This window comes from Acinetobacter sp. ANC_7635 (genome assembly GCF_056779945.1).
On the sequence record NZ_JBWYIS010000001.1, the window covers coordinates 21,379 to 44,394 of the forward strand.

General features: G+C 38.7%; 19 protein-coding genes and 2 tRNA genes. 12 read left to right on the forward strand and 9 right to left on the reverse strand.

Translation table 11 applies throughout. The features are described from left to right. Positions 1-6 precede the first annotated feature (6 nt). From AC1M89_RS00095 to AC1M89_RS00105, 3 genes are all read right to left on the reverse strand, one after another. A complete protein-coding gene (locus AC1M89_RS00095; RefSeq protein WP_180028125.1) occupies positions 7-738 on the reverse strand; it encodes a hypothetical protein in 732 nt (243 codons plus the stop codon). Between the two features lie 119 nt (positions 739-857). Continuing rightward, positions 858-943 (reverse strand) — tRNA-Leu (locus AC1M89_RS00100). Between the two features lie 9 nt (positions 944-952). Continuing rightward, a tRNA-Cys gene (locus AC1M89_RS00105) sits at positions 953-1,026 on the reverse strand. 153 nt (positions 1,027-1,179) lie between these two features. Between AC1M89_RS00105 and folD the strand changes: the two genes are divergently transcribed. Together folD and AC1M89_RS00115 are read left to right on the forward strand one after the other, a co-directional pair. Beyond that, entirely contained in the window at positions 1,180-2,028 is an 849-nt protein-coding gene (folD, locus tag AC1M89_RS00110; protein ID WP_481595648.1) for a bifunctional methylenetetrahydrofolate dehydrogenase/methenyltetrahydrofolate cyclohydrolase FolD, read from the forward strand. A gap of 173 nt (positions 2,029-2,201) precedes the next feature. Further along, positions 2,202-2,882, forward strand: a complete 681-nt coding sequence (locus AC1M89_RS00115) for a class I SAM-dependent methyltransferase (RefSeq protein WP_481612882.1) — start codon at positions 2,202-2,204, stop codon at positions 2,880-2,882. 11 nt (positions 2,883-2,893) lie between these two features. On the opposite strand, the gene AC1M89_RS00120 is transcribed toward AC1M89_RS00115, so the two are convergent. After that, positions 2,894-3,325, reverse strand: a complete 432-nt coding sequence (locus tag AC1M89_RS00120; protein ID WP_035266928.1) for a hypothetical protein — start codon at positions 3,323-3,325, stop codon at positions 2,894-2,896. 143 nt (positions 3,326-3,468) lie between these two features. After that, positions 3,469-5,298, reverse strand: coding sequence for a phosphoenolpyruvate carboxykinase (GTP) (locus AC1M89_RS00125; protein ID WP_481588545.1), 1,830 nt, complete (start codon positions 5,296-5,298; stop codon positions 3,469-3,471). Between the two features lie 406 nt (positions 5,299-5,704). On the opposite strand from AC1M89_RS00125, the gene AC1M89_RS00130 reads away from it, so the two are divergent. The 5 genes from AC1M89_RS00130 (at position 5,705) to AC1M89_RS00150 (ending at position 10,885) form a co-directional block, all read left to right on the forward strand. Then, positions 5,705-6,628: a diacylglycerol/lipid kinase family protein gene (locus AC1M89_RS00130; protein WP_481589682.1), complete on the forward strand. Its 924-nt coding sequence runs from the start codon at positions 5,705-5,707 to the stop codon at positions 6,626-6,628. After that, the gene (locus tag AC1M89_RS00135) at positions 6,625-7,401 is read left to right on the forward strand and encodes a metallophosphoesterase family protein (protein ID WP_481613676.1); all 777 of its coding nucleotides are present in this window, start codon (positions 6,625-6,627) and stop codon (positions 7,399-7,401) included. The genes AC1M89_RS00130 and AC1M89_RS00135 overlap by 4 nt, the downstream gene beginning before the upstream one ends. A 169-nt stretch (positions 7,402-7,570) precedes the next feature. Beyond that, entirely contained in the window at positions 7,571-7,861 is a 291-nt protein-coding gene (locus tag AC1M89_RS00140; RefSeq protein WP_004810787.1) for a co-chaperone GroES, read from the forward strand. 69 nt (positions 7,862-7,930) lie between these two features. Further along, positions 7,931-9,565, forward strand: coding sequence for a chaperonin GroEL (groL, locus tag AC1M89_RS00145; RefSeq protein WP_035266940.1), 1,635 nt, complete (start codon positions 7,931-7,933; stop codon positions 9,563-9,565). Between the two features lie 150 nt (positions 9,566-9,715). Beyond that, a complete protein-coding gene (locus AC1M89_RS00150) occupies positions 9,716-10,885 on the forward strand; it encodes a LuxR C-terminal-related transcriptional regulator (protein ID WP_481613677.1) in 1,170 nt (389 codons plus the stop codon). Between the two features lie 35 nt (positions 10,886-10,920). Here the strand turns inward: AC1M89_RS00150 and AC1M89_RS00155 are convergent, their stop codons facing one another. Further along, a complete protein-coding gene (locus tag AC1M89_RS00155) occupies positions 10,921-12,150 on the reverse strand; it encodes a hypothetical protein (RefSeq protein ID WP_481588542.1) in 1,230 nt (409 codons plus the stop codon). 329 nt (positions 12,151-12,479) lie between these two features. Here AC1M89_RS00155 and AC1M89_RS00160 point away from each other — a divergent pair, with 329 nt between their 5' ends. From AC1M89_RS00160 to AC1M89_RS00170, 3 genes are all read left to right on the forward strand, one after another. Next, on the forward strand, positions 12,480-15,587 hold the full coding sequence (locus AC1M89_RS00160; protein WP_481613678.1) for a multidrug efflux RND transporter permease subunit: 3,108 nt from the start codon (positions 12,480-12,482) through the stop codon (positions 15,585-15,587). Between the two features lie 158 nt (positions 15,588-15,745). Further along, the gene (mgtE, locus tag AC1M89_RS00165) at positions 15,746-17,083 is read left to right on the forward strand and encodes a magnesium transporter (protein WP_481613933.1); all 1,338 of its coding nucleotides are present in this window, start codon (positions 15,746-15,748) and stop codon (positions 17,081-17,083) included. A gap of 40 nt (positions 17,084-17,123) precedes the next feature. Beyond that, positions 17,124-17,699: a DUF4112 domain-containing protein gene (locus AC1M89_RS00170; protein ID WP_481613679.1), complete on the forward strand. Its 576-nt coding sequence runs from the start codon at positions 17,124-17,126 to the stop codon at positions 17,697-17,699. Positions 17,700-17,759: 60 nt separating this feature from the next. Here the strand turns inward: AC1M89_RS00170 and htpX are convergent, their stop codons facing one another. Then, on the reverse strand, positions 17,760-18,665 hold the full coding sequence (htpX, locus tag AC1M89_RS00175) for a protease HtpX (RefSeq protein WP_035266954.1): 906 nt from the start codon (positions 18,663-18,665) through the stop codon (positions 17,760-17,762). A 124-nt stretch (positions 18,666-18,789) separates the two neighbouring features. Then, a complete protein-coding gene (locus AC1M89_RS00180) occupies positions 18,790-19,647 on the reverse strand; it encodes a lytic transglycosylase domain-containing protein (RefSeq protein WP_481595671.1) in 858 nt (285 codons plus the stop codon). Between the two features lie 514 nt (positions 19,648-20,161). Between AC1M89_RS00180 and ttcA the strand changes: the two genes are divergently transcribed. Beyond that, the gene (gene ttcA / locus AC1M89_RS00185) at positions 20,162-21,085 is read left to right on the forward strand and encodes a tRNA 2-thiocytidine(32) synthetase TtcA (RefSeq protein WP_035266955.1); all 924 of its coding nucleotides are present in this window, start codon (positions 20,162-20,164) and stop codon (positions 21,083-21,085) included. A 339-nt stretch (positions 21,086-21,424) separates the two neighbouring features. Then, entirely contained in the window at positions 21,425-21,808 is a 384-nt protein-coding gene (locus AC1M89_RS00190; protein ID WP_092765941.1) for an SCP2 sterol-binding domain-containing protein, read from the forward strand. A 47-nt stretch (positions 21,809-21,855) separates the two neighbouring features. Here AC1M89_RS00190 and AC1M89_RS00195 read toward each other — a convergent pair whose 3' ends face one another. Beyond that, positions 21,856-22,971 carry a transglycosylase SLT domain-containing protein gene (locus AC1M89_RS00195; protein WP_481607122.1) on the reverse strand — a complete coding sequence of 372 codons (1,116 nt, stop codon included), beginning with the start codon at positions 22,969-22,971 and terminating at the stop codon, positions 21,856-21,858. Positions 22,972-23,016 lie beyond the last annotated feature (45 nt).

Here is a 23,016-nt window from a genome sequence, read left to right on the forward strand (position 1 = left end):
GTAGCGCTACATGATGCTATCGATATATTTTTCTATATCGGTATGCTTGTAGCGCATACACAATTTGTTTTCATAGTTCATCAAATGAACATAAAGTTGCGCATTTTTTTGTTTTTGTTCAATCAATAATTGATGCTGCTTTGAGTTTTTGGATGAAAAGATTAGTTTTAAGTAAAGCTTAAAGTTTTGTTTATAACTCCAGAAAGCCACTCTACGAATTTCTTGAATGTAGTAATAGTTTTCTTTAGAAGTATTTTCTCGGAATAAATTCTCTTTATAAAATTTAACGAAACCAAAATTCATAGCGAAATAAAACAAAATTCCCTGTAAGAACCAACTTTCCATAAAAGCGATATTTAAACTTTGTAAAAGAATGAGGATGGTCAGTTTGAATGGGGTATTTTTAAGTTGCTGGTAAGTTGAGATGCTACTATGCTTGATCTGTTTGAGGATGATTGGCGTAATCAGCATAAAAAATAACATGATACACAACACAGCACTCCCGCCAGATTGAAAGCCTTCTAAAAAAACAATGTGTTGTTTAAGCAAAAGGGTTAACAAATATGAGCAAGGGAGGAAAATCATTAATGCAAGTGCAAGCGGGATCAGTTCTTTACGCTCATCTAGAATCCCTTTGGTCTTTAACTGACTATAGAGCAAGAAGTTTTTTTTAAACGCTTGAGGATATTGTTGTTTTAGTTCTTGAAGATATTGAGCAACTTGCTGATTTTGATTCATTTGAATATGAAATTCTGAAGATGAGTGATTATAGCAGATGAGTTTAAAGAAAATGCAGACATAAAAAAACCAGCTTACGCTGGGTTCTTTATTTACACCATTATTCTCTATTAGAAGAATGGTGCCCGAGGCCAGACTCGAACTGGCACGCTTTGTGGGCGGGGGATTTTAAATCCCCTGTGTCTACCGATTTCACCACTCGGGCTTAACAAGATGGAGGCGGAGGTCGGAATCGAACCGGCGTACACGGAGTTGCAGTCCGCTGCATGACCACTCTGCCACCCCGCCATGTCTTGTTGATGCGTATATTAACAAGCTCTGAAAAAAAAACAATAGTGCTTTTATTCGTATGTGCAGAAAAACAGCATATAACGGAAATTATTTAAAATATTCATGTAGAATGTGCGAAATTGATTCATATCAACACTTGGGAGATGTGCCGTGGCATTAGTTTTAGATGGTCGTGCATTGGCAAAACAAATTGAGGCTGATTTGTTAACTCGCGTAGAAGCGTTAAAAGCAAAATCAGGACGTACTCCAATTCTTGCGACGATTTTAGTAGGTGACGATGGTGCATCTGCAACTTATGTGCGTATGAAGGGTAATGCATGCCGCCGTGTTGGTATGGATTCACTTAAAGTTGAACTACCAAAAGAAACGACGACAGAACAATTGCTTGCTGAAATTGAAAAACTCAATGCAAATCCTGATGTTCACGGTATTCTTTTACAACATCCAGTACCTGCGCAAATTGATGAGCGAGCGTGTTTTGATGCGATCTCACTTGAAAAAGATGTGGATGGTGTTACTTGCCTTGGTTATGGTCGTATGGCAATGGGTGAAGCGGCTTACGGTTCTGCGACACCTGCTGGTATTATGACGATTCTGAAAGAAAACAACATCGAAATCGAAGGTAAGCATGCGGTTGTTGTAGGTCGATCTGCAATTTTGGGTAAACCAATGGCAGCTATGCTTCTCGAGGCGAATGCTACTGTAACGATTTGTCACTCTCGTACACAAGACCTTGCTAGCTTTGTGAAGCAAGCGGATATCATTGTGGGTGCAGTGGGTAAAGCTGAATTGATTCAAAAAGATTGGATTAAACCTGGTGCAGTAGTTGTTGATGCTGGTTTCCATCCACGTGATGGCGGTGGTGTGGGCGATATTCAACTTGTTGGTATTGAAGAAATTGCTTCAGCTTACACACCAGTACCGGGTGGTGTAGGTCCAATGACAATCACAACGTTGATTCGTCAAACAGTTGAAGCAGCTGAAAAAGCTTTAGGTTAATATTATCTCCCTCTCTTGCGCCGTATACGGCTCAGGGAGAGGGTTGGGGTGAGGGTATTGAGTTAGATAAATCCTCTCGCTAACCCTCTCCTTTAAAAGGAGAGGGAATTCTCTTTATTAATTTAGGTTTCGTATTTGAAACTCAAATTTTGTATATTTAAAAATAAAATCCAATGAGCTGTACTTTCCAATTTCCTAAAGCGCCTGAACATTTACTAAAAGCCTTACATGATGTGATTCCAGGTTGTGAACTTCATGCACAGCAATTGCCTGATACACCAATTTCACTTTGGCTCATTCCACCTGTTTTTCCAACCGATAAGCTAGATGATGAAGTTATTCGTCGTATATGGAATGATACGCCATATTGGATTTTCTGTTGGGCATCAGGTTTAGCAATGGCACAATGGTTATTGGCTGAACCGCATCATGTGAAAGACAAAGTGGTTTTAGACTTTGGCGCAGGTTCAGGCGTAGTTGCGATTGCGGCGAAAATGGCTGGGGCAAAACGTGTCATTTGTTGTGACATTGATCAAATTAGTTTGGATGCGTGTCGTGCCAATGCTGAATTGAATGATGTTGAGCTTGAATATTTGGATGACTTATATAAAGCTGAGCAAGTTGATATCTTGTTGGCGGCTGATGTGTTATATGACCAGTGCAACCGTTTCTTCTTAGATGAGTTTTTAAAATTTGCACCCGAGGTATGGGTGGCGGATAGTCGTGTGAAAAACTTTAGTCATCCGAAATATGAAAAGCTTGATGAGCGCAGTGCAACGACATGGCCAGACTTAGATGAATCACCTGAATTTAGAAATGTCAGTTTTTATAAGACACTCAATGAAGTACATTGAGTGTCTTAAGTTTAGAGTGTGCAGTTAAAGCGAACGACTTGTAAGAGACTAGGCTTAGTTTCTAAAGAAAGACGTGTATTGTAGTCTTCATTGCTGTATAGACTTTGAGTGTTTGAGAGTCCGAATGATGTTCGTGATTGGCCAATTTGAACCTGTTGAGTTTCTTGAGTTTTGTAATTGGGATTAGCAATTTCATTTACACTCAAAATGGTGGTTTTATACTGTTGAGTATGTCCTAAAACTTGTTGGCAAGTGCGTTGCAATTTGTGTTCATCAATATTTTGGTTGGCACGTGCAGAGAGGGTATACGAAATAGTGGCAGAATTTTCTGATTTGTTTTCAATTTGATATCCTGTAGCTCCATTGTGCTGTCGCGGAACAGATTGACAGGCTGTAAGCATAAGGGCGATTAAACAAGAGCCAATCATTTCTATTTTTTTCATTATCTGATCCTAATAAGCTGTTTAAATTAGTATGCCATAAGTGTGACAACTTATTGGTACTAATAAACGTTACTAAATACACTTTATTCAGTTTGTTTGAAGTAAAAAAAAGGTCACCGAAGTGACCTTTTTTCTCATCATGCTTAAGCAGATTTAACCGCTTCTAAAAGCTCAGCTTGACGTTTTTTCAACGCTTCTGGTAAACGATCACCAAGTTTGTTAAATAATTCAGTATGGCTTTCAAGTTCTTTGATCCATTGCTCTTTGTCTTGAGAAGTCACAAGGTCAAATTGCTCTTTCGTAAAGTCTGAACCAGTCCAGTTCAACTGTTCGTAAGTTGGAACACGACCAATTGGAGTTTCAACAGCGTCAGCACGACCTTCACAGCGATCGATAATCCACTCAAGAACACGCATGTTTTGACCGAAACCAGGCCATACAAAGTTGCCTTCAGCATCACGACGGAACCAGTTCACGTTGTAAATACCAGGAAGCTTGTTACCAGCAGCTGCAGCTTTCTCGCCAACTTTCTCACCCATTTCTAACCAATGTGTGAAGTAGTCAGCCATGTTGTAGCCAGCAAATGGAAGCATCGCAAATGGATCGCGACGAACAATACCTTGTTGACCAACAGCAGCAGCAGTTGTTTCAGAACCCATTGTTGCAGCTTTATAAACACCGTCAACCCAGTCAAATGCTTCTGAAATTAGAGGCACTGTGTCTGCACGGCGACCACCAAAGATGAACGCAGAGATTGGAACACCTGCTGGATTTTCCCAGTCAGCATCAATAGAAGGGCATTGACCAGCTGAAACTGTGAAACGCGCATTTGGATGAGCTGCTTTTTCTTCACCAGTATGTGGTTGACCTTTCCAGTTCGTTAGGTTGGCAGGTGCTTCTTTAGAAAGACCTTCCCACCATACTTCACCGTTGTCAGTCACGGCAACGTTTGTATAGATCACGTCTTTATGAAGCGTAGCCATACAGTTCGGGTTAGTCTTCGTATTTGTACCAGGAGCTACACCGAAGAAACCTGCTTCAGGATTGATTGCATATAAGCGACCATCTTCACCTGGTTTGATCCAAGCAATATCGTCACCTACAGTTTCAATCTTCCAACCTTCATAACCTGCTGGTGGAATTAACATTGCAAAGTTTGTTTTACCACAAGCAGATGGGAATGCAGCTGCGATGTAATGTTTTTCACCTTGTGGATTTGTCACACCAAGGATGAGCATGTGTTCAGCTAACCAGCCTTGTTGACGACCCATGAATGATGCGATACGTAATGCTAAGCATTTTTTACCAAGCAATGCGTTACCACCATAACCAGAACCAAATGACCAAATTTCACGAGTTTCTGGATAATGAACGATGTATTTTTCTTTGTTGCAAGGCCAAGCAACGTCTTTTTGACCTTCTTCCAATGGTGCACCTACAGTGTGTACACATGGAACAAATTCGCCATCAGTGCCTAGAACGTCATAAACAGCTTTACCCATGCGAGCCATTTTAGACATGCTGACTGCAACATAAGGAGAGTCAGTAAGTTCGATACCAATGTGAGCAATATGAGAACCTAAAGGTCCCATAGAGAAAGGTACAACGTACAAAGTACGACCTTTCATAGAACCGTCAAATAAACCGTTTAATTTTTCACGCATAACCGCTGGAGCTTCCCAGTTGTTAGTTGCGCCAGCATCTTCTTTGTTTTCAGAGCAGATAAAAGTACGGTCTTCAACACGAGCAACGTCAGAAGGATCAGAGTTTGCAAGATATGAACCAGGGTGCTTTTCTTGGTTAAGCGCTTGCATTGTGCCGTTAGCGATCATCAAGTCGATATAACGTTGATATTCTTCTGCGCTACCGTCACACCATTCAATTTTTGCTGGTTTTGTTAGTTTAGCAATCTCTTCCACCCAAGCAATAAGCTTAGGGTGACGAACGAATTCTGGTGCGTTCACTTGGGTCATGGTGAGGCCTATATCAAAAGTGTACAATGTGGTGTACAAATAATATCTAGATGCTGGTTTGCAGACTCTAGATTCAGTATGAAAAAAAGTGGCTGTATTAAAGCATATTTTCTAAAAAAAAATAAGACCAAAGGCTCAAATAGTGCTTAAGACTTGTTTGGTGTTAAGTTTATGTAATTATTTGATATTTTTTTAAAAAATGAGTAATTTCTTTTTCATTTTTAAATTTTATGTTTGGTATTTATAGTTAAAATATTCATTTAAAATAAAAACTTAATTAAAATATGAGATCAATTCTCATCATCGAAAAATCAAATGAACATCATTTAAAAATTACATAAATTGGCTTTTAATTGAGTAGTAAATAGACGAAATTTTAAAGTAATTCAATTTTTAAACTCATAAAATGAATTCAATGCTAAAGCCTTTGTCTATGATTTTTAATGAAAAATCTGGATTTCATGCCACCAATAATGATCAAATTTATGAACAACTTATGCATTATTGGACAGATCTAGGTTTTGAAATACAAGTTTTTGATATTGCTTCAGAAATGAGTGTTCAAGCACTCATCGAAAAAGTTCATCTTCGACATTTAAATCATGATAATCAGGGGGTGATTGTGGTTGCTGGCGGGGATGGAACGTTAAATTCTGTGGCTAATTATTTATTACATCAAACCATCCCTTTGGCAATTTTACCTTTAGGGACGTTCAATTATGTTGCACGGGTTTTGAATATTCCTTTAGATATTCTCGAAGCTGCAAAACTGGTGGTTGAAGGTAAGCCTAAAGCGGTACATGTGGCAAAAATTAATGATGCCATTTATCTAAATAATGCGAGTTTGGGTCTTTATCCATTGTTTATTAAAAAAAGAGAGTTATATAACCAAAAACTAGGGCGTCTACCATTACATGCCTATACTTCTGGCTTAGACGTGTTGATTCGTGATCGTAAAGAATTAAAGTTAGAAATTGAGGTGGATGGTGTAAATTATGCAGTTAAAACCCCTTTATTATTTTTAGGTAATAACCAACTTCAATTAAAAGAAATGAACCTCAATATCGCTAAAACGGCAGAAGAGGGTCGGGTTGCGGGAGTTGTACTTGCTCGCACGGATAAGCTGAGTATTTTTAAAACACTCATCCAACTCGTTCGTGGAAAATTAGATCAGGCAGCAGACGTATATAGTTTTAGTGCGGATCATGTGCGCATACGTTCTCATCAAAAAAAGATGACTGTAGCAATCGATGGAGAAATTATTCAACTGGATTCACCATTAGATATTCATGTTGAAAGAAATGCACTGACCTTAATGGTGCCACAATGATTTTACATTTGTCTGATTTGCATTTTGGGACTGAGCAACAAGATTGCTTAGATGCAATTACTCACTTTGTTGCAGAACATTTGATCGAAGCTGTTGTGGTCAGTGGTGATCTCACTCAAAGGGCAAGATTTTCACAGTTTTATCACTGCAAAAAATTTCTAGAAGAACTTAATGTTCCTTATATTGTGATTCCAGGTAATCACGATATTCCTTTGTTTCATTTATGGCGCAGATTTTTAAGTCCGTTTCATCGGTATAAGTTGTTTTTTGGTGAAATGGAACAGACCTTAGAAACTGAGCATTTTTATATTATAGGAATCAATACAATTCATCCTAAGTACCATACCAAAGGTCGTATTACTGAGTTTCAAATTCAGGAAATTGATCAAAAAATGAAATTGGCTCCTCAAGATAAATTAAAAATTCTGCTTACGCATCAACCTTTCTATAGTGGTGATCATGGTATAAATATGTCTAAAGATCGTCCTAAAAATACTGAAAAAGCTCTAAAGACATGGGCAAGCTCAGGGCTGAATGCAATTCTGCACGGTCATTTACATGTATCTGCTGTTTATGATCTGAATAAGATTTTCCAACTCAATGCTCAACATCAGATATTGGATATTCATGCAGGTACCGCTACATCACATCGTTTACATCATGACTTTTCTAATAGTTTTAATCTAATTGATGAAAAACTGAAGGTGCGTGAATATCGCTTTGATTCGAGATTAAAGAAATTTTATTTAGTTGCAAATCGGAATAAAGGCTAAATTATCGAAATGTCTAAAAAAAATACAAAAAAATAAATTTTTTTTCATTTTCCCCTTGAAGCAATTTTTTCCATCCCCACAAAAGTGACATCAAATAATTTTGGTGGTGATCTAAGGAAATTAAGATCACGACTATTAATCAAAAGACTTAGTCTGATGGAGTATTTTTATGAGCAACATTCGTCCATTACATGACCGTGTAGTAATTCGTCGTGTTGAAGAAGAAACAAAAACAGCTGGCGGCATTTTATTGCCAGGTTCTGCTGCAGAAAAGCCTGCTCAAGGTGAAATTATTGCAGTTGGTAATGGTCAGATCACTGACAATGGCGTTCGCGCTTTAGATGTAAAAGTAGGTGACAAGGTATTGTTTGGTACTTATGCAGGAACAACTGTGAAAGTAGATGGCGAAGAACTATTAATCATGAAAGAGTCAGATATTTTAGCTGTTTTAGAAGGCTAATTGATTCTTTTTAATACTACTCATTTAATCAATCAGATTTAGTAATTTTAATAATATTCGGAGTCAAATATGTCAGCTAAAGACGTTAAGTTTGGTGATTCAGCTCGCACAAAAATGATCGCAGGTGTGAATATCCTTGCAGATGCGGTTAAAGTTACACTTGGTCCTAAAGGCCGTAACGTTGTTATCGATCGTTCATTCGGTGCGCCACACATCACTAAAGATGGTGTTTCTGTAGCGAAAGAAATCACATTAAAAGACAAGTTTGAAAACATGGGTGCTCAACTTGTTCGTGAAGTTTCTTCTAAAACAAATGACATCGCAGGTGACGGTACTACAACGGCAACTGTTTTGGCTCAAGCAATTTTGAACGAAGGGATCAAGTCAGTAACTGCGGGTATGAACCCAATGGACTTGAAACGCGGTATTGATATTGCAGTTAAAGCTGTTGTTGCAGATATTAAAGCAACGGCTAAACCAGCATCTGATTCGAAAGCGATTGAACAAGTTGGTTCGATTTCTGCGAACTCTGATACGACTGTTGGTTCACTGATCGCTCAAGCGATGGAAAAAGTGGGTAAAGAAGGTGTAATCACTGTTGAAGAAGGTTCAGGCTTTGAAGATTCTCTAGATGTTGTAGAGGGTATGCAGTTTGACCGTGGTTATATTTCTCCATACTTCGCAAACAAACAAGATACATTGACTGCTGAATTGGAAAACCCATTTATCCTTCTTGTTGATAAGAAAGTAAGCAACATCCGTGAGTTGATTACTGTTCTTGAGGCAGTTGCGAAAACAGGTAAACCACTTCTAATCATCGCTGAAGATGTTGAAGGTGAAGCACTTGCAACGCTTGTTGTAAACAACATGCGTGGCATCATCAAAGTATGTGCTGTTAAAGCACCAGGCTTCGGTGATCGTCGTAAAGCAATGCTTCAAGATATCGCGATCTTAACTGGTGGTACTGTGATTTCTGAAGAAATCGGTATGCAGTTAGATCAAACAACACTTGAACATTTAGGTACTGCACACAAAGTAACTGTATCTAAAGAAAACACAGTGATTGTTGATGGTGCAGGCGATGCGAATCAAATTGCTGAGCGTGTTCAACAAATTCGTGCGCAAATTGAGGAATCAACTTCAGAATATGACAAAGAAAAACTTCAAGAGCGTGTTGCTAAATTAGCAGGCGGTGTAGCAGTGATTAAAATCGGTGCTGCAACTGAAGTTGAAATGAAAGAGAAGAAAGATCGTGTAGACGATGCTCTTCATGCAACTCGTGCTGCTGTTGAAGAAGGTGTTGTTGCGGGTGGTGGTGTTGCATTAGTACGTGCAGCTAAAGCACTTGACGGTGTAACGGGTATTAACGATGATCAAAACGTAGGTATCAACATCCTTCGTCGTGCGATTGAAGCGCCACTTCGTCAAATCGTATCTAACGCAGGTGACGAACCATCTGTAGTGATTAATGCAGTTAAAAATGGCGAAGGCAACTTCGGTTATAACGCTGCGACAGGTGAATACGGCGATATGCTAGAGATGGGTATTCTTGATCCAGCGAAAGTTACTCGTTCTGCACTTGAGCATGCTGCGTCTGTTGCGGGCTTAATGTTAACAACTGAGTGCATGATTACAGAGATCCCAGAAGATAAACCAGCTATGCCTGACATGGGCGGTATGGGTGGTATGGGCGGTATGATGTAATTCATCCCACAGCCTAAAAAATCCCCGCTTTAAGCGGGGATTTTTTTTGTCATCTGTCTGATAAATATTTGAATACTATTGTAAATATTGAATAAAAGCCTAGTAGAGCACTAATCTAAAGGAACATTAACACCATGATTGGGGGTGATGATGTTAACTGTTCAAGAAAATCAAATCATAGAAGAAATTTATGAGGCTGCCTTAAAGCCACATCACTGGGAAAATGTTTTAAAACAGGTCGTGGAATTTACACAGAGTTCAACGGCGATCTTTACTTACTTTGATCAGCTTCGGCCCGAACAAAATTTTATTTACACCATTAATATCCCGATTGAGGGAATTCAAAATTATCAAACGTATAACTTAGATGTCGTAGACATGCGTATTCATGGTCAGTTAATGAATACCTATGGATTAGAGCATGCCTATCAAATTGATTGTCGATCATATGCTGAAACAGATAATGAGGATTTGAAGAACTTTTATGAATATTGTTTAGTTCCTTCAAACATCTGTTATCTCAGTGGGGTATTGTTAGAGTATGGAAAATATAAATGGGGCGTGCTTGCGGTACATCGACCATCAGATGAAGCTGCTTATGATACTGCTGAATTACAAAGTTTAGAAAGACTCGCAAAACACTTTAGAAGAGCGATTCAAATTCATCGACAAATTAAGCTTCTTCAAAATGATAGAAGTAATTACACCGAAATTTTAGATAAGTTGAATGTGGGTGTGCTCATCGTTCAATCTAATCTAGAAGTGAGATTTGTGAATCAGTATGCGAAGGATTGTTTGAATGATACGAGTATGATTGAAATAGATTTGCATAACAGATTAAAAATAATCGAGCCTTATAATGCTCAATTAAAAAAATTGGTGCAGAGCACATTCAAAAAGAATGAGCGTTATTCATTAGAGAGGCATGATCAAGAAGAAGTTGGGGGTGCAATGCAGTTATATAGCGATCGACATCAATCAGCTTACTTAATCACAGTCTCACCACTTAAGGTGCTGTCAGATTCAATGATCTTAGACAATAATCAAGTTGCATTATTCTTATCAAAAATGCAGGATCGAAAACGCTTGTCTAAAATATTACTGAAGTCAACATTCCAACTGACAGCTCGAGAAATTGAAATTTGTCAGCATTTTATGGACGATCAGCATCTTGAAAATATTGCTTTGAAATGTGGGATTACGCTGAGTTCACTGCGGACATATCTGAAAACGATTTATCAGAAGTTAGGATGCTCCTCACAAGCTGAAATGATGCGGATTTTGATCGAATTTATTGATGCTTTTCAGCATATTGAATAATCCCCCTTTAACGAAGATGTTGAAGGGGGATAAAATTAATTCATTCTGGTCAGTGTAAATGTGCCTTCATCTGCTACGGTAAAGCTTAAACTTTGAGTAGAAATTTGTAATGGTAAGCCTAAATGCGCGTCTGTATTGGATAATCCAGCACAACCATTTGTATCAATGCTGAGGGGCGTGGTAACAAAGAGCTTGTTGTCGCGTAATTGATAACGACCATACTCAATACCAGGACCACCACAAGGTCCGTCATATGGATCTGGTTGATCATCGCCAACAGCATCAACCATAATAAAAGTGTTATTAGAATTAAATACGAAAATTTGTTTACCACTTGAGGACTGCCATGCGCCTACAATTCCACTATTATTTCGAGGAACTCGCGTAAACTCTGCACTTTCATCAGGATTTTCAGCTTCAGAAATCTTAAGTATAGAACCGTCAAAAGATAGTTTCATTGAACGCGATTCCCCATGATCGAGAAGTCCCCAATCTTCATTGGTATCAATCACAGGCGTAGTAATATTTATTGAAGAAGCGTATAAACTTCCACTTAGGGCATCTAGATTTATTTTGGCGTATTCCATGCCATTTGAAGAACTATTAGGCTCGTTCGGGATTGGTTCACCGAGCATATATTCGCCATTCTCTCCAATAAATAACACAATTTCAGACTCATCATTTTTTGCATACCATACGCCTTGAATATCTTTGAGCAGTGAGCTGCTAAAATGTTCTTTAGCTTGCTCTTCACTGACTACTATATTGGAGGCAATTTCAGGAATATTGATAATTTGACCTTGAAGTCGCTCTCTAAAATCACTTGTCGCATTGCTGAAATCAATCGATGTTGGCGAGAAATTTGAAACATCATCTGGGATTTGTATGGTCTCTTTATCCTCATCGATATCCAATGATTGTAAAAAAATCAGTAGATTGATAATTCTCTTGTTACGTTCATCTGCATTTAAATCTTCATTCACGAGTTCATTTGGTGTCACACGAGCTAAACCTTGTACGGTACCAATTTCGATATCACCAATTTTAAATGTAATGACATCTCCATCTCGATATTCAAACTCCCCATTTGCATTGGTCTTCTTCGCATTGTCATTATTGCCATTCACGATATATGTCGCACCTGCTACTGGGCTGTCAGTTAGTATTCCTATTTTAATCTGATCATCATTTTTTGCGGATTTATCCGAACCACCACAAGCTGCTAAACAGGTACTGAGCGCCAGTGTTATAAGAGCTTTTTTCATCATTTCCCCCAAATCATTCGTATTTTTGTACCTCGAATATAGTTTTAAAAAATTGAATATGACTATCCTCAAATTGGGAGGGGGGGATGGCATTAATGCTGCGTAATTTTAGAAGTTTTTTACTTTTGAGAAATTGCGCATATTTTTTTTTGAAAGATCAGATAAGCGGTTCATAGGTGAGGGCTTCATATTTTCTTCTTAATTCGATCAATGTTGATCGTTTCTGTTATTAGTTCTTGTTTTTTTATTCATAGTCACTGAATATCAATTAAATTTTTATATATTTTAATGAAAACACTTTCTAGAATTCTTTTGACGGCTTAACGACTATGTTATCTAAGTTCTTTATTGAACGACCTATTTTTGCTGGCGTACTTGCGATCATTGTCATGGCAATTGGTATATTTGCGGTGATGAGCTTACCGGTAGAACGCTATCCTGATATTGCTCCGCCAAGAATTACTGTATCAGCAACTTACACAGGAGCTGATGCCGAAACAGTTGAGGAAAGTGTCACACAGGTCATAGAACAACAAATTAAAGGAATTGATAACTTACTTTATTTTAGCTCTACCAGTAATGCATCTGGGAATAGTCGAATTAGTCTAAGTTTTGAAAACGGAACTGATCCAGACACAGCACAAGTCCAAGTTCAAAATAGCATTAATGGGGTGATCAATCGTTTGCCTGAAGACGTGCAGCGTCAAGGGGTCAATGTCTATAAATCCTTAGGTGACACCTTTATGGTGGTGGGGTTATATGACACTACGAACCAAAGTAATAATATTGCGTTGTCAGATTATTTGGCTGATCACATTGAACCAGAAATTGCGCGTGTAGAAGGTGTAGGTGAGGTTGATGTCTTTGGTTCTCAATATGCCATGCGTATTTGGCTAGATCCGAACTTATTGAAACAATATCAGTTGATGCCTAGTGATATTCGTGCCGCAATTGAAGCACAAAATACACAAGTTGCTGCAGGTGGAATCGGAGATTTACCGACAGTAGCAGACCAGTATCTTAATGCAAAAGTTACCGCTGGATCACGACTAAGAACAGTCGATGAATTTAAAAATATCATTGTCAAAGCGACTCCTGATGGAAGTTTTATTTATTTAAAAGATGTAGCACGCGTTGAGTTAGGTGCTGAAAATTATCAAGCTTTTAATACCATTAATGGATCACCTTCAGCTGGCTTGGCTGTTTCAATGTCATCTGGTGCGAATGCTCTTGCAACCTCAGCTAAAATTAAAGAAGTACTTGAGGACATTAAGAAAAAACTTCCTGAAGGCTATCAAATTGTCTACCCACGAGATAACACGCCGTTTGTTCAAGAGTCCATTAAAGAAGTTGTAAAGACCTTAGTTGAAGCCATTATCTTGGTCGTGTTGGTCATGTTTATCTTTTTACAAAGCTGGCGCGCAACACTTATTCCAACGGTCACGGTTCCAATTGTTATTTTGGGCACTTTCGCCGTCTTATTTGCGCTCGGAATGACCATCAATACATTGACACTTTTTGCATTAGTTCTTGCGATTGGATTACTTGTAGATGATGCAATTGTGGTGGTCGAAAATGTCGAACGTTTGATGCATGAAAAGGGGCTATCTGCAAAGCAAGCGTCTATCTTATCTATGCAAGAGATGACGGGGGCTTTAATTGGAATTACAGTGGTGCTAACTGCAGTATTTATTCCGATGGCTTTTTTTACAGGATCGACAGGAGTTATATACCGTCAGTTTTCAATTACCTTGATTGCAGCCATGTCACTGTCATTGTTGGTCGCGTTAATTCTCACACCAGCATTGTGTGCGATTATTCTTAAACCTAAACAACAAGAAGCAAAATGGGCGACATGGTTTAATACAAAAATGGAATCATTACGATTGCATTATCTAAAGTGGGTTGAAAAAAGCCTGTCACTAAAATGGATCGTTTTAACCAGTTTTGCTGGGTTAATTGTGATTTTTGCTTTGTTTTATAAGTCGCTTCCAACCAGCTTTATTCCAAGTGAAGATCAAGGTTTTATCAGTGTCCAATTCAGTTTACCTGAAGGCGCACCTATGACAGAAAGTCAGCTTGTTGGTGAAAGTATTCGAGAGTATTTTCTTGAACAAGAAAAACAGAATGTTAGGTTGGTTCAAATTCGTTATGGACGAAATTTTTCAGGAACGGGTCAAAATTTAGGAACAGGATTTGTAGCATTACATCATTGGGATGATCGTCCAGGTGAGGCAAACTCTGCACAATCCATTCGTGAACGAGCGATGGAGTTCTTTAGAAAAGACAGTCGCGCTCGGATTATGGTGAGTTTGCCAGGTTCTGTAAGTGGTCTTGGCGATACCAACGGCATAGAGTTTTGGCTGCAAGATTTAAATGGACAAGGACGACAGTATTTAGAAGATCAATTTCAAGCGCTAGAACGACAGGCAATCAACTTCACGACTTTTGAAAATTTGGGCAAACGCTCTAATCCAGATAAAGCCAAATTGAAAGTGAATATCAATCAAAAGTTAGTGATGGCGAATGGTCTTTCACAATCTGCGATTAACAGCACTTTGGCTGCAGCTTGGGGTGGTTCCTATGTGAACGACTTTATTGATCGCGGACGTATTAAACGCGTCATGATGCAGGGTGATGCCGAGTATCGTTCAAAGCCTGAAGATCTCAATTTATGGTCTGTACGAAACAATCAAAATCAAATGATTTCATTTGGTAATTTTGCCACTGTGGATTGGGATGGAGGCCCTGATGTGGTGACTCGTTTCCAAGGTTATTCCGCGCTACAAATGGAAGCAGACACTGCAAAAAATGTGAGCAGTGGTGCTGCAATGCGTGATATCAAGTCTATGGTTGATCAATTAGATGGGGTTGGGCTAGCATGGAGTGGATTATCGTTTCAAGAGCAACAATCGAGTACACAAGCCATTTGGCTTTATCTCATCTCTGTTGGCTTTATCTTTCTATGTTTGGCTGCCTTATATGAAAGTTGGTCGATACCTTCTGTTGTGATTGCTGCTATTCCATTGGGTATTGGCGGTAATATTATTTTTAGTTGGTTGGTCGGATTTCCAAATGATATTTACTTCCAAATTGCGTTACTTACGACGATTGGGTTGTCATGTAAAAATGCCATCTTAATTGTTGAATTTGCGGCAATGGCTCAGGAGCGTGGAGCTAATGCGATTGCTGCTGCTTTACAAGGTGCAAGTTTACGCTTACGTCCAATTTTAATGACTTCACTTGCTTTTGGTGCAGGGGTTATACCTTTGGTATTTGCATCAGGTGCAGGTGCTGCCAGTCGTCAAGAAATTGGTGTCAGTGTCCTTGGGGGGGTAATTTTCGGCACAATTTTAGTTCTTGTCTTTATTCCCTTTATGTTTGTTATCGTTCGGAATATTTTCAAATATAAATCAAAATCAGCATCTGAAACTTAATATGGTATCCGCAGTACAGCGAATATTGTACTGCGGTTGATCTAATCCATTTTTAAATATTAGTTTTTGACAAGACCAATACGCACTAACATGTTCAATTAGTGTTAGCATGCCTTGCTCAATTCTAAACGATAATAAATGAAGCGATTATGGATCAAATTAAACAAGATCATAAAATTGAAGCATTACAACAAGCATTGATCAATTCTGATGTCGCTCAGATTGATCATATTGCGGATACGATTAATCCTGCAGATTTGGCTTTGTTTTTACAGCAATTAGAAATCGATCAACAAATACAACTTATCCACCATTTAGAAAACGCAGCATATGTATTTGAGTTTTTGCCACTCAATCATCAAGTACAGTTGGTTAAAAAAATGGACGGTAAAAGTACAGTCCAGTTAATTCGTTCAATGCATTCAGACGCTCGAACAGATTTGTACAAAGCTTTACCGGATCAAATTAAAACATTTATTTTTGCGAATTTAGATCGAGAAACGAAGCAGCAAGTTCAATCTTTGGCATTGTATGCTGAGGAAACAGCTGGTGCGATCATGACATCTGATTATGTCACTTTGCCATCAGACATCTCAATGCAACAAGCTTTAGAGATTTTGCGTCATTCCGCCAAAGATACTGAAACCTTATATCTGATCTATATTACCAATCAATTTCAGAAACTTGAGGGTGTAATTTCTCTTCGAGAAATTGTGCAAGCACCTTTGGATAAAACAGTCCAAGAAGTCATGACCACTGAGGTCATTTACGGACGGGTAGATGAGGATCAGGAATCAGTGGCAAAAAAATTAAGCCACTATGATTTTATCGCCTTACCCATTTTAGATCATGATGATCATCTACTCGGTATCGTCACTTATGATGATGCTATGGATGTATTCCAAGAAGAATTTACCGAGGACTTTTTGAAAAGTGGGGCGGTAGAGCTTAAAGAAAATATCAGTATTCGTTCAGCACCAATATTATTTTTATTTAGACAACGTGTTTTTTGGCTAGTGTTTCTGGTCTTTGGCAGCCTACTTTCGAGTATTGGGATCGCCCATTATGAAGACATCATTGCTGCGCATATTGTTTTGGTCTTCTTTTTACCGCTATTGGTTGGGAGTGGTGGTAACGCAGGCTCCCAATCTGCAACCTTGATGGTTCGAGCAATCGCAACTGGTGATGTAAAAGCCAAGGATTGGTTTGTGTTGCTTGGTCGTGAAGCGATGGTTGCTCTATGTTTGGGTGCAACGATGGCTGCAGCTGTTTCAATTCTTGGCTATATCCGTGGAGATATGATGGTCGCTTTAGTGCTTGCGATCAGTATGATGGGTATTGTCATGATGGGCTGTATGATCGGGATGAGTTTACCATTTGTACTCAATAAACTAGGACTCGATCCCGCAAGCGCATCTGCACCCTTGGTCACTTCAATATGTGATGCAACTGGTGTATTGGTCTATTTATTTATTGCTTCACAACTCTTATTCTAAGGCTATGACTGATGGAGTATCTTTGCAGGATGTTGCTTAAATGACAAATAAAAATAAATTAACCCAAGCTGAAGTCATCAAAATGGAACGCGATCTTGCCAAGTTCGCAAACATGATGGATTCCGTCGTAAGAATTCCATTCACTAAACAAGGGGTAGGGGCTGATGCAGCATTGAGCACGATTCCTGTGGCGGGTGACCTAGCTGGATTTGTACTTACGTGTTATGCAGTATTACAAGCTCGAAAAATCGGTGTGCCCCAATCTAAATTGAATGGCGTGCTTAAACTTGCTGTGATGGATGGTGTAGTAGGTTTAATCCCTGTTGCAGGTACACTCTTTGATGTGTTTATTCGACCGAGTCGCAAGGCTTTAGATGTGGTTCATGATCATATTCGTGAAGAGTATCAGATTCATTCAGACCATCATGTGGTACACCCATTTTTACATGAAAACTTAGAGCGTAAACAGCAGAACTCTGCCTTCTGGCGAAATCCTGTCGTGGCATGGATTTGGATTCATATTCCTGATTTACTGGGTCTTCTGTTTTTAATTATTTTTGGTGTTGCCTTATGGTTTGGTGTAACGTTCTTATGGCAATGGTTTCAATCTATTTAAAGTGTTATAGATTGAGTCCAATAAAAAAGCCTCCCTATGGAGGCTTTTTTTAGATGCAGATTAAGGACAATCAAGTTGTTGTAATGCTGCTACACGTTGCTCAATTGTTGGGTGTGTTTGGAAGAGTGCAGCAAGGCTGAATCCTTCTTCACGACCAGATGAAATTGAGAAAGCTTTCATTTCTTTAGGCATTTGATCTGGCATTTCAGTTTCTGCTTGCAAGCGAAGTAATGCACTGATCATGGCTTGTTTACCTGCTAAACGCGCGCCAGCCTCATCAGCACGATATTCACGATAGCGAGAGAACCACATCACAATTGCCGAAGCAAGAATACCGAATACGATATCTAACACGATTGTAATGAGGAAATAGCTCCAGCCCGGTGCTTCACCTTCTTCACGACCAAATACATTGCGATCTACAAAGTCGCCGACGATACGCGCGAAGAACATCACAAACGCGTTGACTACACCTTGGACTAAAGCAAGGGTGACCATGTCACCATTAGCAACGTGACCAATTTCATGCGCCAACACTGCACGTAATTCATCTTTATTCATGCGTTCCAATAAGCCTGTTGAAACAGCGACTAAAGCATCGTTTTTGTTCCAACCAGTTGCGAAAGCATTTGATTGATAAGATGGGAAAATACCAACTTCTGGCATTTTAATACCAGCACGTTGAGAAAGTTGTGCTACTTCATTGAGTAACCATGCTTCCGCTTGGTTGCGTGGAGCATTGGGATCAATTAACTCTGTACCTGTGGTTTTCTTTGCAATCCACTTTGACATGAATAGGGAGATTAAAGAACCCACCATACCAAAGACAAAACAGATCACAAGTAAATTGCCAAGATTCAAGCCACCCGCGCCATGGTAACTACCGACACCGAAGAGTGACAAGATTATGCCAGCTACCACCAGTACCGCGAGGTTGGTCAGCAAAAACAAACCAATCCGCATCATCGAGAAAATCCTCTTATAAATAAAATTTAATAAGCTTTTTGAATTAAAAAACCTACGTCAAATATGCTTTCGAATAGGGAAAATTTCAAGAAAAAAATAAAAAATATAACGAAAAAAATTGAGATTAATTCGAAATATAGATCTTCGCTGATGCTGTGGCATTATTTGTAGAATATGAACCAGCTGGTGCGTCAGTAAAACTGCCATCAGCGGCCACAATAATTTGGCGAGGAGGTGACTTTGGTTTAGATGGTGCAGTCACTTGAGCTGATAAATTCTGATTGTTATAGCTCGGTGAACTTAACTTAGAGGATGCTGAAGCTGCATAACTATTGGTTGGATTTGAGCCTACACCATTGGCGTATAAATTATTGTAACGACTGAGTACACGTCTGACATAGTCTTGAGTTTCACGAAAGGGCGGAATTCCACCATATTTAGCAACATTTCCTTCGCCAGCATTATAACCCGCTAATGCCAATTGCGTATTGCCATTAAAGCGTTTCAATAGCCAAGCCAAATATTTTGCACCAGCGAAAATATTTTGTTCAGGATCATATGCATTATTGACATTAAATCGTTGTGCAGTCGCAGGCATCAATTGCATAAGACCCTGAGCACCAACAGGGGAGCGTGCATGTATATTAAAACCAGACTCTGTGTGCATCACCGCTTTAATGAGTCCTTCAGAAATGCCGTGTCGTTGAGCTGCTTGGCGAATATAGCCATCAAAGGCATTTCGATTTTTACTATGGCTTGGGAGAACAGATGCTTCGTTGCTTCCCCAATTGCTGTAACTATGAATATTGCTATCTGGATAGTAGGTTTTCTTTTCAACTTTAAGATGGTTGTATTTGTTTTTGCGGTTGGTCAGTACGGTAGTGCCGTTTGAATCTTTCAGCTGATAGATTGTTTGACCTGCAGAAGCCTGTGGCGAGAATATTAGAAAATTCACACACCCAAATAACGCTATGACTTTTATTTTATTTGTAGTTTTCATCATTCGAACACTATTTTTGTCCCTAAATGATATGTGGGTGATTTTCTGCAATGGAGATGTCTCTCGACTATGTAATGTTTTTTAACAATTCGTTGTAAAAAAATCAAGTCTTAATTGTTGGCTTAATATCCAAAAAAATTATTTATTTTTATTTATAAACAACTGCTTGACACATATAAGTTATTGAATTTTAAGGATATAGAATAGTGGTTAAAAAATGATCAATCTAAGGGAAAGCACCATCTTATCTTGCCAAAACTTTGTCAACCCCTAAAAAGTCCACAATTTTATCCACAGGTTTTGTGGAAAACTGTGGAAAAGTCCAAAAGATAAGCAATTCGACTAAAAAATGAACCCAAGCGTCCATTTTAGATGTGTGAATAAGACAGTGTTATGAAAAAATAAAAATTAGATGTAAAAAACAGATTCTTTAGATGCGATTAAGCACTGAATCGGCTAAAATTGCGCAGTATTTTTTTTATGGTTAATGTCGTCTATGTACTCGCCAGTTGAATCCAACCAAGGATTTAATTTTAAGCCAGAGCCACCTACAAGTTCTGCATATTATCGTTTATTAAAAAAACTTCGTCGTCAAGTAGGTCATGCAATCCGTGACTACAAAATGATTGAGGATGGCGATAAGGTCATGGTATGTATTTCAGGTGGTAAAGATAGCTATACCATGCTGGACATTCTCCTGCAGTTTAAACGCATAGCACCAATCAATTTTGATGTTGTAGCTGTGAATCTTGATCAGAAACAACCAGGGTTCCCTGAGGATGTATTACCCCGTTATTTAGAAGAAAATAACATTCCGTACTACATCTTAGAAAAAGATACATATAGCATTACCAAAAAGCTTACACCTGAAGGTAAAACCTATTGTGCAGTGTGCTCACGCTTGCGCCGTGGTTCTTTATATGGTTTTGCTCAAGAAATTGGCGCGACCAAAGTTGCTTTAGGTCATCATCGTGATGATATTATGGCAACGTTCTTCTTGAACCTATTCCATGGCGGTAGTTTAAAGGCGATGCCACCAAAACTACTTTCATCGGATAAAAAGAATATTTTGATTCGTCCTTTGGCGTATGTTGAAGAGAAAGACATCATCAAATACGCTGAAATGCGCAAATTCCCAATTATTCCATGTAACTTGTGTGGTTCGCAGGAAAACTTACAGCGCGCAATCATCAATGATATGTTGCGTGAATGGGATAAAGCTCATCCAAAACGTTTACACAGCATTTTTGGCGCGTTACAGAATGTCTCGCCATCGCAATTGGCTGACCGAGATCTTTTCGATTTTGAAGCCTTAGATGGACAACGTGAAGTTGATTTTGATGTAACTTGTTCAACAGCCGAAGGGGACACACCAAATAAGCGTATTAGCATGGTCAATCTCGGTTTTGCTGCTGAGTAATTCGTCTTAATAAAAAAAGCACTTTTCGAAGTGCTTTTTTTATTTCTTAGATTTTTACATTTTAATGAAGGTGTTGAGTCGATTTACAAAATGATGTTTTTTGTCACTTTAGGTCGTAGTACCGATACAAAAAATCATTGACAAACTTGTGAAAAAATAAAGATTTGATGATATTTAGGCGATTAGTTTTATTTACAAAAAAAATCGAACGCAGAGTACAAAAAAACGTATCGCATTTGGAAAATATCATGCTATAACTCTCTCAAGCGTAAAGCTTCTACATGTTGTTATCTTGGATAGGTAACGCAATAAATTGAATAAATACATCGAGGAAAGAACATGCCTGCATTTTTAACTGATGATTGGTTTGCAAACGTTGAGAAACTTACAGCTGAAGCTGGTGATTTGAACTTACCACCATCATTAGCAAATCTAGCATTGAATCTTGTAGTAACAGGTAGCGAAGGAACGACTGAATTAGCGCTTGATAGCGGTAAGATCCAAAAAGGCGCTTCTGCGAATGCTAAAACAACTTTAAACTTAGATGCGGATACTTTACGCAAAGTATTCTTAGAGTTTGACATGGCTGCTGCTATGCAAGCATTTATGACTGGTAAAATCAAAGTTCAAGGCGATATGTCTCAATTGATGGCTTTACAAACAGCGAAGCCAAGCCAAGAACAAAAAGATTTGTTCAAAAAAGTTTTAGAGCAAACTACTTAAGACTTTTTAAACAAAAAAAAGCTTACCTTTAGGTAAGCTTTTTTTTGTTAAATACTCACCAAACTTGGTGTCGTTTTTATATGTTCTAAATAAGCACGAATACGAGTGACGTATTGGATCGCTTGCTTATAACGCGTATTGTGCGATTGATTACGGTAAAGAAAATCATATACCTGTATCCAATCATTCGGATTTTTTCCTTGGGCTTTTAGGCGCTTCATAATCGCATCTGTGGCACCTGGCCCCATATTGTAAGCCACGAGGGCATACCAATAACGATCATGTTTAGGAATATAATCATATTTCGACATCATCAGATCAAAATACTTCGCACCACCTGCAATACTTTGAGCAGGATCAACACGATCTGACACACCCATTGCTTTTGCTGTGTTGTTGGTGAGCATCATGATGCCACGCACACCTGTAGGAGACACAGAATTCGGTTTTAAGAACGACTCTTGGTAGCCTATCGCAGCGAGGAAGTGCCAATCTAAGTCGTATGTTTGGGCTGACTTTTTAAAGCTAGCTTTATAAATTGGCATACGTGTTTTCAGATTGCGCTGAATAGTATCCCAATCATCTTGTTTAACCACGTTGCGGTTGTAGAAAGATGCCATTTGACGGATAGCACCATTTTGCTTGCTTTGACAAACAAAACCGCTGGCAGTATCTGTTAAAGGATCAGCAGCATTTTTAAAAACCCAATTGATTTCTGGATTAAGCCCATTTTTGCGTAAGCTTTCAAGGTCACCACATGATGCGGAAAAACCTGAAAGATTCTTTTGCTCAATGGTCATGATCGATGCTGTGGTCACCGCAAAATGAGCTTTACCTTGCTGCACCATTTTCAAAGCGGCTTCATTACTTTGAACCGTTTTAAAATCGAGTTTTACATTTAAGTTTTGAGCGTAACTGCTCACCAAGTCATAGCCAAAGCCATGTTTGAAGTTACCGTCTTTAAAAACCACGGTGGGATTTGACACGGCCACCACTGTAAGCTTGTTCGAATTTACAATGGAGTTGTATTGGTTGTCGGTCTTTGTTGCATTTAATGCATGAAATGGGATAAATGCTGTAGCGAGGACCATCGCTTTAAACGAGAGAGAAGAAGTTAGTGAATTAAGGCAAAGCCTCGATCCAGTGTTTGAACTACTGCGCATGTTGTCTCCGCTACAAGTAATTTATGCCCAAAAAAAGCAAAAGCA